At 68.1% G+C, this 15,296-nt stretch carries 15 protein-coding genes; 9 read left to right on the plus strand and 6 right to left on the minus strand.

Annotated elements, in window-relative coordinates; translation table 11 throughout:
- Nucleotides 1–13 precede the first annotated feature (13 nt).
- Both AC3WOS_RS03725 and AC3WOS_RS03730 read left to right on the plus strand, forming a co-directional pair.
- Nucleotides 14–2,191 carry a DUF6600 domain-containing protein gene (locus AC3WOS_RS03725; RefSeq protein WP_492714486.1) on the plus strand — a complete coding sequence of 726 codons (2,178 nt, stop codon included), beginning with the start codon at nucleotides 14–16 and terminating at the stop codon, nucleotides 2,189–2,191.
- 463 nt (nucleotides 2,192–2,654) lie between these two features.
- Nucleotides 2,655–2,951 carry a DUF493 family protein gene (locus AC3WOS_RS03730; RefSeq protein ID WP_492714487.1) on the plus strand — a complete coding sequence of 99 codons (297 nt, stop codon included), beginning with the start codon at nucleotides 2,655–2,657 and terminating at the stop codon, nucleotides 2,949–2,951.
- Here the strand turns inward: AC3WOS_RS03730 and gcvA are convergent, their stop codons facing one another.
- Nucleotides 2,952–3,854 carry a transcriptional regulator GcvA gene (gene gcvA, locus AC3WOS_RS03735; protein WP_492714488.1) on the minus strand — a complete coding sequence of 301 codons (903 nt, stop codon included), beginning with the start codon at nucleotides 3,852–3,854 and terminating at the stop codon, nucleotides 2,952–2,954.
- 108 nt (nucleotides 3,855–3,962) lie between these two features.
- On the opposite strand from gcvA, the gene yfcF reads away from it, so the two are divergent.
- The 3 genes from yfcF (at nucleotide 3,963) to lipA (ending at nucleotide 6,572) form a co-directional block, all read left to right on the plus strand.
- Nucleotides 3,963–4,586: a glutathione transferase gene (yfcF, locus tag AC3WOS_RS03740; protein WP_492714489.1), complete on the plus strand. Its 624-nt coding sequence runs from the start codon at nucleotides 3,963–3,965 to the stop codon at nucleotides 4,584–4,586.
- A 241-nt stretch (nucleotides 4,587–4,827) separates the two neighbouring features.
- The gene (gene lipB / locus AC3WOS_RS03745; RefSeq protein WP_492714490.1) at nucleotides 4,828–5,553 is read left to right on the plus strand and encodes a lipoyl(octanoyl) transferase LipB; all 726 of its coding nucleotides are present in this window, start codon (nucleotides 4,828–4,830) and stop codon (nucleotides 5,551–5,553) included.
- A 32-nt stretch (nucleotides 5,554–5,585) separates the two neighbouring features.
- The gene (gene lipA / locus AC3WOS_RS03750; protein ID WP_492714491.1) at nucleotides 5,586–6,572 is read left to right on the plus strand and encodes a lipoyl synthase; all 987 of its coding nucleotides are present in this window, start codon (nucleotides 5,586–5,588) and stop codon (nucleotides 6,570–6,572) included.
- Nucleotides 6,573–6,644: 72 nt separating this feature from the next.
- Here the strand turns inward: lipA and AC3WOS_RS03755 are convergent, their stop codons facing one another.
- Nucleotides 6,645–7,523, minus strand: coding sequence for a LysR substrate-binding domain-containing protein (locus tag AC3WOS_RS03755; RefSeq protein WP_492714492.1), 879 nt, complete (start codon nucleotides 7,521–7,523; stop codon nucleotides 6,645–6,647).
- A 106-nt stretch (nucleotides 7,524–7,629) separates the two neighbouring features.
- Here AC3WOS_RS03755 and AC3WOS_RS03760 point away from each other — a divergent pair, with 106 nt between their 5' ends.
- On the plus strand, nucleotides 7,630–8,643 hold the full coding sequence (locus AC3WOS_RS03760) for a zinc-dependent alcohol dehydrogenase family protein (protein ID WP_492714493.1): 1,014 nt from the start codon (nucleotides 7,630–7,632) through the stop codon (nucleotides 8,641–8,643).
- 39 nt (nucleotides 8,644–8,682) lie between these two features.
- On the opposite strand, the gene AC3WOS_RS03765 is transcribed toward AC3WOS_RS03760, so the two are convergent.
- The 4 genes from AC3WOS_RS03765 to AC3WOS_RS03780 form a co-directional block, all read right to left on the minus strand.
- Entirely contained in the window at nucleotides 8,683–9,816 is a 1,134-nt protein-coding gene (locus tag AC3WOS_RS03765; protein WP_492714494.1) for a HupE/UreJ family protein, read from the minus strand.
- Nucleotides 9,817–9,965: 149 nt separating this feature from the next.
- Nucleotides 9,966–11,132 (minus strand): tetratricopeptide repeat protein, encoded by a 1,167-nt coding sequence (locus tag AC3WOS_RS03770; RefSeq protein ID WP_492714495.1) that lies wholly within the window; start codon nucleotides 11,130–11,132, stop codon nucleotides 9,966–9,968.
- Between the two features lie 149 nt (nucleotides 11,133–11,281).
- Nucleotides 11,282–11,506 carry a hypothetical protein gene (locus AC3WOS_RS03775; protein ID WP_492714496.1) on the minus strand — a complete coding sequence of 75 codons (225 nt, stop codon included), beginning with the start codon at nucleotides 11,504–11,506 and terminating at the stop codon, nucleotides 11,282–11,284.
- Between the two features lie 111 nt (nucleotides 11,507–11,617).
- Nucleotides 11,618–13,105, minus strand: a complete 1,488-nt coding sequence (locus AC3WOS_RS03780; RefSeq protein WP_492714497.1) for a DUF4331 domain-containing protein — start codon at nucleotides 13,103–13,105, stop codon at nucleotides 11,618–11,620.
- 333 nt (nucleotides 13,106–13,438) lie between these two features.
- On the opposite strand from AC3WOS_RS03780, the gene AC3WOS_RS03785 reads away from it, so the two are divergent.
- The 3 genes from AC3WOS_RS03785 to AC3WOS_RS03795 are packed head-to-tail and all read left to right on the plus strand — an operon-like array spanning nucleotide 13,439 to nucleotide 15,289.
- Nucleotides 13,439–13,861: a PaaI family thioesterase gene (locus tag AC3WOS_RS03785; RefSeq protein WP_492714498.1), complete on the plus strand. Its 423-nt coding sequence runs from the start codon at nucleotides 13,439–13,441 to the stop codon at nucleotides 13,859–13,861.
- Between the two features lie 9 nt (nucleotides 13,862–13,870).
- The gene (locus AC3WOS_RS03790; protein ID WP_492714499.1) at nucleotides 13,871–14,344 is read left to right on the plus strand and encodes a group I truncated hemoglobin; all 474 of its coding nucleotides are present in this window, start codon (nucleotides 13,871–13,873) and stop codon (nucleotides 14,342–14,344) included.
- A 30-nt stretch (nucleotides 14,345–14,374) separates the two neighbouring features.
- Entirely contained in the window at nucleotides 14,375–15,289 is a 915-nt protein-coding gene (locus tag AC3WOS_RS03795) for a DUF3034 family protein (protein ID WP_492714500.1), read from the plus strand.
- The last annotated feature ends 7 nt before the right edge of the window (nucleotides 15,290–15,296 follow it).

Raw genomic sequence — 15,296 nt, forward strand, 5'->3', positions numbered from 1 at the left:
TAGGAGCGCAGCCATGAGCCGCAGCACCCTCACCTCCGCCGTCCTCGCCGCGTTGCTGGCCTGGACTTTGCCCGCATTGGCCGACGATATTCCGGGCCGGGTGGGCCGTATTTCCAGTGTCGAAGGCCAGGTCACGGTGGTGGGCGCGGGCGATCCGGCCGACGCCATGCTGAACTGGCCTGTCACCACGGGCGACCACCTGAACACCGCCAGCAGCGCGCGCAGCGAATTTCGCGTGGGGCCGTTGGCCATCCGGCTGGACGGCGACTCCGACCTGGAAGTGGTGCAGCTGGACGACGACAACGTGCGCCTGCAGCTCAATTACGGCAGCGCCAGCGTCCACCTGCGCGACCGGAGCTTGCTGCGCGATTTCGAACTGAGCACGCCGCAGGCGCGCGTGACGATGGTCGAGCCGGGCACGGTGCGGGTGGATGCCGAACGCATCGCCGACACCACCGTCGTCAACGTGCAGTCCGGCGTGGCCAGGGTGGACGGCGCCGGCAGCCAGCTGGTGCTGCGGGCCGGCCAGCGGGCCGACGTGAGCAGCGAGGACGTGCGCACCGGCGCCGCCCTGCGCGACGGTTTCGACAGCTGGGCCGACTGGCGCGACCGCCAGTACGAATCGTCCATCGCCAGCCGTTACGTGCCGAGCGAAGTGACCGGCTACGAGGAGCTGGACCGCTACGGCAGCTGGACCGACAGTCCGGAATATGGCCCCCTGTGGGCGCCGCGCGTGGTGGCGGCCGACTGGGCGCCCTACCGCGACGGGCAATGGATCTGGATGGTGAGCTTCGGCTGGACCTGGGTCGACAGCGCGCCGTGGGGCTATGCGCCGTCCCATTACGGGCGCTGGGTGATGGTCAACCGCCGCTGGTGCTGGGCGCCGGGACGCTACGTGGGCCGGCCCGCCTGGGCGCCGGCCCTGGTGGGCTGGGTGGGCGGCGACCGGCTGGAGGCCGCGCACCGTGACGGCCGGCGCGGCCCGGCCACGGGGTGGTATCCGCTGGCGCCGCACGAACGGTACGTGGCGCCGTTCCACCTGTCGCCGGATCACGAGCGGCGCATGGTCTGGACCCACAACGGCCGCCCGGCCGAGTGGCGCAACGGCCCGCACGAAGGGGTGACGGTGGTGCCGCGCGACCAGTTCGAAGCCCGTCACGTGGTGCCGGTGCATGCCAGCCCGCAGGTGATACTGCCGCCGGCCGTGATACGCACGGCGCCGCTGGTGGCCGCCCCCGCCCCGGCCGCGCCGGTACACGGCTATGACCGCGGCTATGGCCGGCGCCGCATCGACGGCGATGAGCGGCGGACCGAACGCGGCGGCGCCGGCGCCGGCATGGCAGGGGCCGGCTATGCCCCGCAGGCCCAGGTGGTGCAGCCGCAGCAGCGCGTGGGCCAGACTGCCGTACCGGGGCAGGTGCTGACGGCGCCGGCCCGGCAGCCGAGTCAACAGTTGCCGCAGCCGGCGTATCAACAGCAGCAGTTGCAGCAGCAACAACTTCAGCAACAACAGCTGCAGCAACAAGTACACCAACAGCAACTGCAACAACAGCAAGTACAACAGCAGCAACTGCAACAGCAGCAACTGCAACAGCAGCAACTGCAACAGCAGCAACTGCAACAGCAGCGTCAGCAGCAACAATTGCAGCAACACCAACTGCAGCAGCAACAGCTGCAGTTGCAGCAACGACAACGACAAGAGGAGCAACAGCGCCAGCAGCTCGAGGAACAGCAACGGCATCAACGCCAGCAGCAGTTCCAGAACCAGCAGCAGGCGCAGCCTTTGAATGCCCAGCCGCCGGGCCGTCAGATCGAGCCGCGCGGCGCCCAGCAGCCGGCGCAGGATGAGCGCAGCCGCGAGCGCTTCGAGCGCGGCGACCGTGGCGAGTATCCCGTGCGCCATGACGATGGCCGGCGCCAGATCCGTCCGGAGGCGGAAGCTGCCCGTCCAGCCGCACAACCGTTCCAGGCGCCGTCCCAGCAGCAACCGATCCAGGCGCCGCCCCAGCGGGCGACGCAGCCGCAGCAGGCTCAGCCACAGGTATTCCAGGCCCCGGCCCGTCCCGCGCCGCAGGCACAGCCAGCGCAGCACGAGCAGGGTCATCCCGGCGGCGCGCATCCTGGCAACGAAGGCAACGACAAGCGCAAGGACGATGAGCGAGAAAAACGTGGCCGTCAGGTGGAGCGCTGACTACACCGGTAAGCGGATTCTTTTGCGTTTCAGGTCCGAAATTCAGTCGTTCAGGCCGCGAAAGTTGCAGTTCATCACAAAGTTGTAGCCAAAAACATTATATTTCTATACAGTATGTGTTTTAGGCAACAGCGGCGACAGCGCGGCAAGACAGGGAGAACACTCCCGCAACGCCAGATCGTCGGGATATCACCGAGTCTATCCCGACTATTTTCAAGACAGTGAGAATAGTTTTTTAAGCCAGCTTCTCCAGCTGGCTTTTTTTTGCCTGAAAAATGGGGACGTACCCCATTTTCAAAAAGGGGAAAGAAATGGGGACGTATCCCATTTTTTGCATACCCAATTTTCGGCGGTGGCCGGCCTGCAGGATCCGGGCGGCCCGCCGCCGCACTGGTAATTCCTGAATTGGCTACAATATGTGGGTGAGCGCCGCGTTGGCGCGACCTTTTTTACATTGATTGGAATGACCATGGCAGCGACCATCCCACCCGCAGTTCCCCCGTCGGAGTCCCTCATCGAGTACCCGAGCGACTTCCCGATCAAGGTGATGGGCCCGACGCACATCGAGTTCACCACCACCATCGTGCAGGTGGTGCAGAAGCACGACCCCACTTTCCATGAAGGCAAGCTGGAAGCACGTCCTTCGGCCAAGGGCAATTACACGGGCCTGACGGTGGTGGTGCGCGCCACCAGCCGCGCGCAGCTCGATGCCTTGTACACGGAGCTGTCCGGCCATCCCATGGTCAAGATCGTGATGTAATCAGCCGTCCTGCTGCTGCCGGAATTTGTCGATTTCGGCCAGCAGCCAGGCGCGGAACGCCTGCACCTGCGGCTTGACGGCGGCGGCGGGCGGGCTGACAAAGTAGTATTCGTCCGGGCACGGGGTGGCAATATCGAACAGCCGCACCAGCTGGCCGGACGCGATTTCCTGCATCGCCACCACATGGCGCACCAGCGCCACGCCGTTGCCGTCCACGGCCGAACGCACCAGCATCGACAAATCCTCGAACATCACCCCGCCGGATGGTTCGGCCAGCGCCAGCCCGGCCGCGCGGAACCACGGCGTCCACGGCTCCACCGAGCGCAGCAGGCAAGCCTGCTCCAGTTCCCGCGGCGTGGCCGGCAGATGGCCGCCCCGGTACGAGGGGCTGGCCACCGGATAGTACACATCCCCCATCAGGCGCTGCACCACCATGCCCGGATAATGGCCCCGTCCGAAACGGATGCCCACGTCGACCGCGTCGCGCACCAGGTCCTGCAGCTGGCCGCTGGCCTGCAGCACCACTTCCACGTCCGGATGCTGGTCGATGAACTGGCCCAGCCGGGGCGCCAGCCAGCGCGCCGCGAACGAGGGGATGGACGACACGGTCAGGCGGTGGCTGGCGCTGGCCGGCCGCAGTGCGTCGGCCGCCGTCGCAATGTCGCTGAAGGCCTTGCCCAACTGGCGGGCGAAGCGCAGGCCGTCCGCCGTCACCTTCACATGACGGCCGTTGCGCACGAACAGCGATGTGCCCAGTTCTTCCTCCAGCGCCCGCACCTGGTGGCTGATGGCGCCATGGGTCAGGTGCAGCTCCTCGGCCGCGCGGGAAAAATTCTGGTGGCGGGCCGCCGCCTCGAAAGCGCGCAGGGCGGAAAAATTGGGCAGGCGGCGTGTTCCGGACATGGTTTTATGTGAATAAAATTAGCTACAGTTGCCAAAATATATCGTTATGGCGTGTGTCAAGCAAGGCTTACCATGTGAAATCCATTCAATCAGCACCGCGGAGCCCCCATGCCTTTCAAATTGTATGTCGACAGCCTGTTTGCCAGCCCCTACGCCATGTCCGTCTATGTGGCGCTGACGGAAAAGGGGCTGCCCTTTGGCCTGGAAACCATGGATCTGGAGGCCGGCGTCCACCGTCGTCCCGCTTACCGTGACCTGGCGTTGACGGGCCGGGTGCCGGCCCTGGTGCAGGATGATTTCGTGCTGACCGAATCGAGCGCCATCGCCGAGTACCTGGACGAGGCCTACCCCGCCCCCGAGTACACGGCCCTGTATCCGCAGGAGCGCCACGCCCGCGCCCGCGCGCGCCAGCTGCAAGCCTGGCTGCGCAGCGACCTGATGCCGCTGCGCGCGGAGCGCAACACGGAGACGGTATTCTTCCGCCCCACCAGCGTGCCGCTGAGCGCCGAGGCCCAGGCCTGCGCCGACCAGCTGATCCGCGCCGCCGAGCGCCTGGTGGACGGCGCCAACCTGTTCGGCCGCTGGAGCATCGCCGACACCGACCTGGCCGTGATGCTGCACCGGCTGATCGTCAATGGCGACCCGGTGCCACAGCGGCTGCGCGATTACGCGGCCGGCCAGTGGCAGCGCCCGTCCGTGCAGCGCTGGCTGGCGCACCATCAGCCGAACTAGGGCGCCCTGCGTACCAGGGACAGCGCGGGCAGCGCGCTGCGCGCGTTGCAGGCCGGCGGCCGTGCCCTGTGCCCGTGTCGCGCTACGGCGGCACGACGGCGCCGGCCGGGCACGCGGGTCCGGCGTTCCTGTTTGGCCCCGGCTTGACGGGCCAAACAGCCCGAAACGCCCGGCTGGCTTATAATGCCGGGGTTCCGGTTTCCCGCCGTCCGGCTCCGAAACCAGCCTGCTGCCAGCCATTATGTCCACACTCCAAGCCGAACCGGCGCTGATCCGCCACCTGGGCCGCGCCGACTACGACGCCACTTTTGCGGCCATGCGCGCGTTCACCGACGCCCGCACCCCCGACACGCGCGACGAATTCTGGATCGTCGAACACCCGCCCGTGTTCACGCTGGGCCTGGGCGCCGACCGCGGCCACCTGCTGGCCGGGGCCGATTCGATACCTGTGGTACAGACCGACCGCGGCGGCGAAGTGACCTACCACGGCCCCGGACAGGTCGTGATCTACCTGCTGATGGACCTGCGCCGCAACAAACCGGGCGGCAAACTGTACGCCCGTCAATTCGTGCATAAAATCGAGCAAGCGATCATCAACGTATTAGGGGCGTATAATCTCGCAGGCGAGCGCATCGACGGGGCTCCCGGCATCTACATGGCCGACGGACCGAAGCGGGGCGCCAAAATCGCCGCCCTCGGCCTGAAAGTGCGCGGCAACGGCTGCACCTACCATGGCCTGTCGCTCAACGTGGCGATGGACCTGGCGCCGTTTTCCTGGATTAATCCCTGTGGTTATGCCGGCCTGGAAACGGTCGACATGCGCTCCATGGGGGCGGCGGCCGAACTGGCCGACGTGCAGCAGGCGCTGGCGCAGGAACTGGTGCGCGAGCTAGCGCGTACCGAAGCGGCACCACAAGCGGCGCCGCAAGCGGCAAGCATGCATAACAAGCAAGCCGACATCGAATAACCAAACTACCGCCCCTGTGGGCACGCAGCCAAATGACTTCTGATACCAACTCCAGCATTGCCCCCGCTTACAACCCGAGCGAAAAGCAAAAAGGCGCCAGCAAAACCGCCCGCATCCCGATCAAGATCGTGCCGATCGAGCAGGTGGAGCGCCTGAAAAAGCCGGACTGGATCCGCGTCAAGGCTGCATCCGCCTCGACCCGTTTCTACGAGATCAAGGACATCCTGCGCGAGAACAAGCTGGTGACCGTGTGCGAGGAGGCGAGCTGCCCCAACATCGGCGAATGCTTCGGCAAGGGCACCGCCACCTTCATGATCATGGGTGACAAGTGCACCCGCCGCTGCCCGTTCTGCGACGTCGGCCACGGCCGTCCGGATCCGCTGGACAAGGACGAACCGGCCAACCTGTCCAAGACCATCGCCGCCCTGCGGCTGAACTACGTGGTGATCACCTCGGTGGACCGGGACGACCTGCGCGACGGCGGCGCCGGCCACTTCGTCGAGTGCATCCAGCACACGCGCGGCCTGTCGCCCCACACCCAGATCGAAGTGCTGGTGCCGGACTTCCGCGGCCGCCTGGAAAAGGCGCTCGACCTGTTCAAGGACGGCCTGCCGGACGTGATGAACCACAACCTGGAAACGGTGCCGCGCCTGTACAAGGAAGCCCGTCCCGGTTCCGACTACCAGCACTCGCTCAAGCTGCTCAAGGACTTCAAGGCCATGTACCCGGACGTCAAGACCAAGTCCGGCATCATGGTGGGCCTGGGCGAGACCGACGAGGAAATCCTGCAGGTGATGCGCGACATGCGCGAGCACGACATCGACATGCTCACCATCGGCCAGTACCTGGCGCCATCGAACAGCCACCTGCCGGTGCGCCGCTACGTGCATCCGGACGTGTTCAAGATGTTCGAGCAAGAGGCGTACAAAATGGGCTTCAAGCACGCCGCCGTGGGCGCCATGGTGCGCAGCTCGTATCACGCTGACGAGCAGGCCCATAACGTGCTGGCGCCGCTGTAAGCGTTCCGCCCTGCCGCAAGAACAAGGCCGCTGTCGTCAGCGGCCTTTTTTTTGCGTCATCAGCCGCCCTCCTTACTGAAAGCGCTCGACCAGGAAGTCGACGAAGCTGCGCAGCTTGGGCGTGCGGTAGCGGTCCGGCAGGTAGACCACGCTGACGGGCCGGCTTGGCAGCGTGTGCCCGGGCAATAGCTGGACCAGGCGCCCGGCCCGCACGTCCTCCTGCAGCAGGAGGGCCGGCTGCAGCACGATGCCCAGCCCGTGCAGGGCAGCCACCCGCAGCGCCTGCCCATGGTTGACCTGCACCCGCCCCGCCACCGACACCACGCTCTCCCCATCGTCGCCCGTCAGGCGCCAGTGCGTCAGCGCGGACGGCGAGAACGACAGGCATTCGTGTCCGCTCAACTCGGCCGGCGTGGCCGGCGTGCCGCACCGCGCCAGATAGGCCGGTGCGGCGCAGATCATCAGCCGGTACGGCGCCAGCGGCCGGGCGATCAGGCCTGAATCGGGCAAGGGGCCGATGCGGATAGCCGCCTCGAATCCTTCCTCCACCAGATCCACCACCCGGTCGCACAGGGCGACGTTGACGCTCACGTCGGGATAGCGCTCCAGATAGTGCGCCAGGGCCGGCATCAGCGCCTCCGTGCCGAAGGTGACGGGGGCCGTGATGCGCAGCTTGCCCGCCGGCGCCAGCTGGAGCTGCTGGGCCTGGGCATCCGTTTCCGCCACCAGCCGCAGGATTTCCTTGCAGCGCGCGTAGTAGTCCTGGCCGAAGGCGGTCACGTGCTGGCGTCGCGTGGTGCGGTTCAGCAGGCGTGTGCCCAGCCGTGTTTCCAGGGTGCGCAGGTGGTTGCCCGCCATCGTGGCCGACATGCCGCTGGCGGCGGCGGCAGCGCTCAGGCTGCCCTTTTCCACAGCCAGCACATACACCTTCATGCTGTCGAGCAAATCCATTCACCACTCCTGCTTGTAAATGTTGAAAGAATTGCCTAGTTTATCTCCGATTGTTTTCAAATGAAACTGCTGCTTTCTCAACAACGCGCAATGCGGAGCACCGACCATGAACGCTATCGAACTGACCGCCCCCGACCTCAACGCCTTCCGCCGGACGGAATTGCCAACGCCCCGGCCGGGCCCCGGCCAGGTGCTGCTGCGCCTGCGCGCGGCCAGCCTGAACTACCTGGACGTGGCCGTGGCGACGGGCGCCTTTCCCGTCCCGAGTTGGCCCATGGTGCCGGTGGCCGATGGCGCTGGCGAAGTGGCCGCGCTCGGTGACGGCGCCGCCGAACTGGCCGGCCTCGCTGTGGGCGACCGAGTCGTTCCCCACTTCATGCCGAACTGGCAAGGCGGCGCCATCACGGCGCACCATGTGGCTGCGCTGCGGGGCATCAACCTGCCCGGCTCACTGGCCGAGTACGTGGTCGTGCCCGCCGCCAGCGTGGTGGCGTTGCCTGAGCATCTGGATTTCGTGCAGGGCGCGGCGTTGCCCGTCGCCGCCACCACGGCCTGGAATGCCGTGCGTTCGGCCCAGCTGCGTCCCGGCGCCGTGGTCGTGCTGCTGGGGACGGGAGGGGTCAGCATTTTCGCCCTGCAGTTCGCCAAGGCGTCCGGTGCCACGGTGATCCTGGCGTCGTCGTCCGATGAAAAATTGGAGCGGGCGCGCCAGCTGGGTGCCGATCACCTGATCAACTACCGTGCCACGCCAGACTGGGATGAACAGGTGCGCAAGCTGACGGCGGGCCGGGGCGCCGACCTGGTGGTGGAGACGGTGGGCGGCGCCACCTTCGCGCGCGCGCTCAACGCGGCAGCCATAGGCGGCACCGTGTTCACGGTGGGCTTCGTCACGGGCACGGCGGCGGCCATCGACCTGCTGCCCGTGATCGTCAAGGCCCTGCGCATCGTGGGCAACAACACCGGCTCCGTGGCCGACCTGGCCGAGGCGGTACGTGCCATCTCGGCCCACCGTATCGTGCCCGTGATCGACCGCGTGTACGATATCGACGACACGCGGGCCGCCTACGCCGACCTGGCGGCCGGCGGACGCCACTTCGGCAAGCTGGCCATCGTGCACTGAGCCGGGCGCGCATGACGCGGCGGGGCAAACCGGGCTGGCTCAGCCGGGCTTCAAGTCCAGCGCCCGCTGCGCCAGCCAGACCACCGCCACCAGGGCGATCAGCAGCGAGCCCCCTTGCATCAGGCGACGGTACAGCATGGTGGTGCGCAAAGTGTAGGCCGGCGGCAGGAACAGGGCGACGATGGCCAATTGCCCCAGTTCGACTCCGAGGTTGAAACCGAACAGGCTTTGCAGCAGGGCGTCCCTCGGCAGGCCGAGATCGGCCAGCACGCTGGCGAAGCCGAAGCCGTGGATCAGGCCGAATCCGAAGGCAGCCAATGGCCGGCGGCCCCGAAACAACGGCAGCAGGTTGTTGAGCGCGGCCAGCGCCACCGAGGCGGCGATGGCCGACTCCACCCAGCGCGATGGCAGCGCCACCGGCGACAGGCTGGCCAGCGTGAACGTCAGCGTATGGGCCAGCGTGAAGGCCGTGACGACCTGCAGCACGTCGATGAAGGCGGCGCGCAGCTGGCCGGAGGCGCCGGCCAGGACGGACGCGCGGGCGGTCGGGCCGTCCCGGGCCAGCACGGCCGGCAGCAGCAACGACAGCAGGAACAGGATGTGGTCGTAGCCGAGCCAGATGTGCCAGACGCCGTGCCGGACGTAGGCCGCGAACTGGCCCACGCGATCCGGCGCCTGCAGCGCCAGCGTCTGGCGCGCGTGTTCGGGATCGAAGATGGCGGTGGCGCTGCGGCCCGCGTAGTCGACCCGCAGCAAGCCCTTGTGCTGCGGGTCGAGTTCGGCGAACAGGCGGTAGCCTATGGTGAGCGCGCTGGCCGCGCCCGGACAGCGGGCATGGAAGCGCAATACGCTGTAGGCGCCATCCGTGTGGCGCGCGATCAGCTGCGCTGTGGCCACGGGCCGACATGAGCCCTGCCCGTCGGCCAGCGTCAGCCGCGCCAGCGCATAGGCGGCGATGGCGTCGTGACGGCCCCGGATTTCGTCCCACGTCAGCCGGCCGTCGCCATCGCCGTCGAGGCCGATGGCGTAGTCCAGGTCGCGCAGGGCGATGTCCCACTGACCGTCGATATCGCCATCGCGCACGGTCAGCGCCAGGTAGCTGTCGCTGGGCTTGTGTGCCCACGCGGCGGGGGCGCAGCAGCACAGCGCCAGCAGCAGTAGCAGTAGCCGCATCGGTAGCGGTAGAGGTAGAAGTAGAGGTAGAGGTAGAGGTTGAGGTAGCGGTAGCGGTAGCGGCTGCGGCTGCGGCTGCGCCAGCACATGCCGCTGCGAACGAGGATGCGGCTGCTGATCCGGACGCGGATACGGCCGCCACCGCCCCATCATGGCGTGCCCTGCAGCCGGGTGGCCAGGCGCGCCAGCACCACATCCTGCGTGCCGTGGCTTGCCAGCCAGTCGAGCACGGGGCGCGCGGCCGCCGGGGCGCGGGCGGCCCATGCCGCTTTCAGGCAGATGCGGCTGTCGGCCAGTTCCTTTTGCACTGCCCAGTTGGCGCGCGCCAGCGCCAGCGCGGCGACCGGGTCGTGCCGCAGATGCAGTGAGTAGCGGGCCTGTTCGCGCCGGTGGATGGTGTCGCCGCGCTGCCGGGCGGCGTCGAAGCGGGCCGCCAGTTCGGCCACGTCGGCGGCCAGCGCCGGCGCCGCATCGGGCAGCTGGCGCAGGGCCAGCGCGCGGCGCAGCAGCAGTGCGTCGATGCGGGTCTGGCCTTGCAGCAGCGTGATCACGGCGCGCGCCCGGCCCTGGTCCAGCAGGAAGTCGGCGTACGCGCCCAGCAGGTAGCTGTCGCGTGGACGCAGGGCCAGCGCACGCCGGTAATACGCCTCGGCCGTGGAGGCCGCGCCCTGGCGGGCCGCCATTTCCGCTAGCAACGTCAGTGCCCACGCTTGCTGTCCGTCCGGCGCGCTGGCGCTGCCTTGCAGTGTGAGCTTGAGCAGTTGTGCGCTGGCCTCCAGCTGGCCGGTCATGGCGCCGACGGCGGCGATGCAGGTGGCGGCGCTCAAGGGATCGGCCAGCGCGGCGACGCGGGCGCAGCTGGCGGTGGCGGCGCCATATTGGCCGCGCACGGTCTGCACGGTGGCACGCGTCAGCCACGCTTGCGCATTGGCGGGCTCGACGGCCAGCAAGCCGTCCAGGTCGGCCAGGGCGGCCTCGAACTGGTGGCTGCCCTGCAACAGCGTGGCGCGCAGCAGGCGCACGGACGGCGGCGCCGCCGCCAGCGTCCACCACGGCGCCAGCGCGGCCTGGGCGTAGCCGAAGTAGCGCGGGTCTGTTTCGGCCCGGCCTATGGCGATATAACGCTGGGCCAGGGTGGTGGCCAGGGCCACATCGCGCGGGTGGGCGGAGAGTTGAGCGCGCAGGCGGCGCAGCTCCTGCTGCTCGGGATCGGTGGCGCGCGGCAGCAGCTCGAGCACGTCGGTGCCATGAGCCGGCAGGAAGGGGCCGGCCGGGGCGGCCGACGCCAGCGCGGCCCACGCCAATACGGCCGCCATCAGAACCCACCGCGCCATCGGGGCGACGAGGCGCCCGGGCGGGCGGTGGCGATGCGTTCGCCACTCGCGCTCCGTTTGCGAACCTGACACGCGCCGGGGCGCCGGACCGATGGCAAGCCCAGTTGCCATGTCCTGCCCCGGCCGCACCGTCATTGCGACACCAGCGGCAAGGCGGCCGGTTCGCCCTCTGCGCTGGAGGCGGTGGCGAAGGTGTCGGCGGTGGCCGGTTCGCTGTCGTCGTTGCCGGTGGCGACCATGGCCAGCACGGCCGCGATGTAGGCATCGACCGCCGGCGCTGCGGACGGCGCCGGCCCCGTGCCGCCGCAGCCGCTGAGCACCACCGCCATCGCCAGTGGCAGGATCAGTGTCGACATCGCCCTCTGAATCGGCTTCGACACCGACACCGGGACCGGGATCGGCGCTGGCGCTGGCGCCAGTAACTCTATGCGTTGTTTCAAGGTCAACTCCTGTGTCCCGTTAGCGCGTTATTGCTGCGGCGAACCGGGGATCGGTGTTTTCAGATAGGGGAAGGCGGCCGTGAAGAAGCTGTCGTCCAGGTAGGCACCGTCCGTGAAGTGCAGCCCGCCGGCCGGTGCATCGGCCGGCGCGCAGCCTATGCCCAGCGTGCACAGCTTGCCCATCGCCACCCGCAGTTCGATATCGACCACGTCGTCGCCGGGCCGGCGGCCGTTGGGGAAGCCGGCGTTGTCGCCGCCGATCACACCCAAGCGGTTCTGCGCGCCCTTGGCCATGGGCGCGATGGCCGTATTCAGGCGCAGCATTTCGGCCGGCGTCACCCGGACCGGCTGGTTCAAGCCCTTGATCCCGGTGAGGAAGGTGGCCACCAGGTCGTTGCGGGGGAAGTTGGTGGGCGCCCTGGCCCCCGCGCTGCCAAACAGGATTTCCACCAGCGCCGGCAGCGTAGGGTGGGTGACGTAGGTGGCGAACCGGGCGTCGCCGGCCGGCTGGCTGGCGTTGAAGGCATCCTTGTCCTTGAGGCCGATCACCAGCTCGTTGACCAGCGGCATGCCAAGGCGCGATACCTGGGTCCAGGCCCCGCCCTCGCGCACCGGGCCGCCGTTGGCCGGGGCGGGATTGAGCACGCGGGCCTGGCGCAGGCTGGCCGTGGTCCAGCCACCCAGCACGGGGTCGCCGCCGCGCCCCAGCAGGCAGGCGGTGGCCACCTCCAACGCGATGGTGGTCACGTTCTTGTCGTCCAGGTCGTCCCGGGCGGCCCGTTCCGCATTGGCGGCAAACTCCGTCGCCGGGGCCTTGATGTTGATGAGGTCGAACGTCTCGCCCAGGTTGACGGCGAAGGGATCCTTGCGCTGGCCGACGAACATGCGCCCCGGCGTGGCGCAGCCGGGGATGGCGATGCGGTAGATGTGGGCCGCCGCATAGGTCGCGTAATCGGGGATGGATTTATTGCCAATGTTGTCGACCGGTTTGTCGAACACGGCGCTGCCGGTGTCGGCGTTGACGACAGGGGCGCGGCTGCCGGCCCGCCGTCCGTTGCGCGCCACGGTGACCATGTAGGTTTCCCGCACGTTCAGGCCGGGTGGATTGACGCCGTTGATGGGCCCGCCGTTGATGATGAGCGGGATGGCCACCTGTTTGCCGCCCACCGCGAACTTGCCGTCCTTGTTGGTGTTGGTGAAGCGGAACTGGAAGCTCAGGTCTTCCTTGCCGTCGCCGTCATTGTCGATGTGGATTTCGTACAGGGCGCCGGGATCGAGCTGGAAGAAATTGGGACCGCCATAGGCATCCTGTAACGGCAGGTAATTGGCCAGCATGGTGACGAAACCTTCCCGTCCCGGTTCGTAGCTGCGGAACAGGTAGAAATCGGTGCCGTCCGTCTTGGGGTGCTGGGTGATGAACGGCGCCTCGCGGTGGCTGGACGCGAGGGCGGCCGGCGCCGGCAGCACGGCGGCCAGCAAGGCCGCGGCCAACGCCCGTTGTATGATGGTGGACATCATTTCCCTCCCTGAGTGATGGATAGGCACGATACGCCTCGATGCTAGCGCCGCGCATCGGCCCCGCTTTGCGCTGCGTATATGGTGCGCGGGGGGCTGGCGCGGAACTTTATGGCCGAGGAAATGGTCGCGGCCCCATCCACGGGCATGGCCGGCGTTGCTTGCCGGCGGCGCCGGTGGACCGGCAGCGCCGTCTCCGCCGGGCCGTGACGGCCTGAAAAACAGGAAACAGGCGGCCGGCCACGCGCGGCGGCAAAAGTTGCTATCATCGTTGCAGCCCTCGGGCCAGCACCGTGCTGCACCCTACCCGCAACCGATTTCGACAGAGCTGCCATGGACGACAATAAACTCACCCCAGCCTATTTCAACCAGTTCGGCGTCGGCACGCTGACGGACCACCTGGGCATCGTCGTCACCGACGTCAGCGAAGGCAGCGTCACGGCCGAATTCGAGGTCACGCCCCAGCATCTGGCGCCCAATGGCTTCCTGCACGCGGGCAGCGTCGTCACCCTGGCCGACACGGCCTGCGGCTATGCCTGCGTGGCCCACCTGCCGGAAGGCGCGTCCAGTTTCACCACCATCGAGCTCAAGTCCAACCACCTGGGCACGGCGCGCGAAGGCACGGTGGTGGCCACGGCCAACGTGGTCCACCTGGGCAAGACCACCCAGGTGTGGGACGCCACGGTGCGCAACAAGGCCAGCGGCAAGACCATGGCGCTGTTCCGCTGCACGCAGATGGTGCTGTACCCGAAATAAGGAAGCAGGATGCGCAAATCGACCACGCTGGCGGGACTGGCCCTGCTGCTGTCGGCCACGCTGGCCACGGCGCAGGCGCGCGCCGTGGACGACAGCGTCTACCGCGGCCTGGGCGGCCAGGATGGCATACGCAAGATCGTCGCCACCTTCATTCCGCTGGTGCTGGCCGACCCCGCAATCGGCGCCACCTTCGACGATTTCGACATGGAGCAGCTGGCACGGCGCCTGGGCGAGCAGTTCTGCGAAGTGAGCGGCGGCCCCTGCACCTACACGGGCAAGTACCGCGACAAGACCATGGACGGCGTGGGCACCGTGCGCGACATGACCACCGTGCACCAGGACCTCAAGATCACCAACGCCCAGTTCAATGCGCTGGCCGAGGACCTGCAGACGGCGCTGGAGCGCAACGATGTGCCCAACGGCGTGGCCAACAAGCTGCTGGCCAGGCTGGCGCCCATGCAGCGCATGATCGTAACCAGATAACCGGCACTGGCCCGGCAAGGTGACTATCCGATGAAGCAAGCAAACCTGACCAGCCCCCGTGGCGTGCGCGCCCTGCTGGCCATGGGCGCCCTGCTGGCGGCCGGCGCCGCGCAGGCGGACCTGGGCCGGCCGGATATGGGCAAGTTCCTGGCCACGGGCGGCGTCAGCCAGCTGGAAGGCGCGGCCGGTGGCGGCCTCACGCCGTGGGCCCTGATCGGCGGCTACGGCACGCGCGACAGCTGGGGCGCCAACGTCCACTACACGGGCGTGCGCACGCAGGACTATGCGCTCGACAGCAGCGGCGTGGCCGTGGGCCTGGCCGACCGGCTGGAATTGTCGCTGGCCGGGCAGACCTTCACGGGCAGCCTGGCGCCGCTGGACCGGCTGCGCCTGCGCCAGGACATCGTCGGCCTCAAGCTGCGCGTGGCCGGCGACGCCGTCTACGACCAGGACCGCCTGATGCCGCAGCTGGCCGTCGGCGTGCAGTACAAGCGCAACAAGGGCGTGGGCGGCCTGGCCGCGCTGGGCGTGACGAACGTGCGCCAGCTGGGCGCCCGGGACGACCACGGCTACGACTACTATCTGGCGGCCACCAAGATCGTGTTCGAACACAGCCTGCTGTTGAACGGTACGCTGCGGGCCACCCGCGCCAACCAGATGGGATTGCTGGGCTTCGGCGGCGACCGGGGGAACAGCCTGCGCCTGATGCCGGAAGCATCGCTGGCCTGGCTGGCCGACCGCAAGCTGGTGCTGGGCGTGGAATACCGCCGCAAGCCCCACAACCTGAGCGTGGATTACGAGCAGGCCTATTACGACGCCTTCGTGGCCTGGTTCCCGAACAAGCATGTGTCGCTGACGGCGGCCTACGCGGTGCTGGGCGAAATCACCGTGTTCAACCCGGTGCGCCAGCGCGGGCCCTACCTGTCGCTGCAGGCGGGCTTCTGACGTAAAA

Source organism: Rugamonas sp. FW305-51 (genome assembly GCF_058786935.1).

Coding starts and splice junctions, on each gene's coding strand:
- AC3WOS_RS03725 (WP_492714486.1), top strand. CDS start 14: ATGAGCCGCAGCACCCTCACCTCCGCCGTCCTCGCCGCGTTGCTGGCC.
- AC3WOS_RS03730 (WP_492714487.1), top strand. CDS start 2,655: ATGACCATGGCAGCGACCATCCCACCCGCAGTTCCCCCGTCGGAGTCC.
- gcvA (WP_492714488.1), bottom strand. CDS start 3,854: ATGTCCGGAACACGCCGCCTGCCCAATTTTTCCGCCCTGCGCGCTTTC.
- yfcF (WP_492714489.1), top strand. CDS start 3,963: ATGCCTTTCAAATTGTATGTCGACAGCCTGTTTGCCAGCCCCTACGCC.
- lipB (WP_492714490.1), top strand. CDS start 4,828: ATGTCCACACTCCAAGCCGAACCGGCGCTGATCCGCCACCTGGGCCGC.
- lipA (WP_492714491.1), top strand. CDS start 5,586: ATGACTTCTGATACCAACTCCAGCATTGCCCCCGCTTACAACCCGAGC.
- AC3WOS_RS03755 (WP_492714492.1), bottom strand. CDS start 7,523: ATGGATTTGCTCGACAGCATGAAGGTGTATGTGCTGGCTGTGGAAAAG.
- AC3WOS_RS03760 (WP_492714493.1), top strand. CDS start 7,630: ATGAACGCTATCGAACTGACCGCCCCCGACCTCAACGCCTTCCGCCGG.
- AC3WOS_RS03765 (WP_492714494.1), bottom strand. CDS start 9,816: ATGCGGCTACTGCTACTGCTGCTGGCGCTGTGCTGCTGCGCCCCCGCC.
- AC3WOS_RS03770 (WP_492714495.1), bottom strand. CDS start 11,132: ATGGCGGCCGTATTGGCGTGGGCCGCGCTGGCGTCGGCCGCCCCGGCC.
- AC3WOS_RS03775 (WP_492714496.1), bottom strand. CDS start 11,506: ATGTCGACACTGATCCTGCCACTGGCGATGGCGGTGGTGCTCAGCGGC.
- AC3WOS_RS03780 (WP_492714497.1), bottom strand. CDS start 13,105: ATGTCCACCATCATACAACGGGCGTTGGCCGCGGCCTTGCTGGCCGCC.
- AC3WOS_RS03785 (WP_492714498.1), top strand. CDS start 13,439: ATGGACGACAATAAACTCACCCCAGCCTATTTCAACCAGTTCGGCGTC.
- AC3WOS_RS03790 (WP_492714499.1), top strand. CDS start 13,871: ATGCGCAAATCGACCACGCTGGCGGGACTGGCCCTGCTGCTGTCGGCC.
- AC3WOS_RS03795 (WP_492714500.1), top strand. CDS start 14,375: ATGAAGCAAGCAAACCTGACCAGCCCCCGTGGCGTGCGCGCCCTGCTG.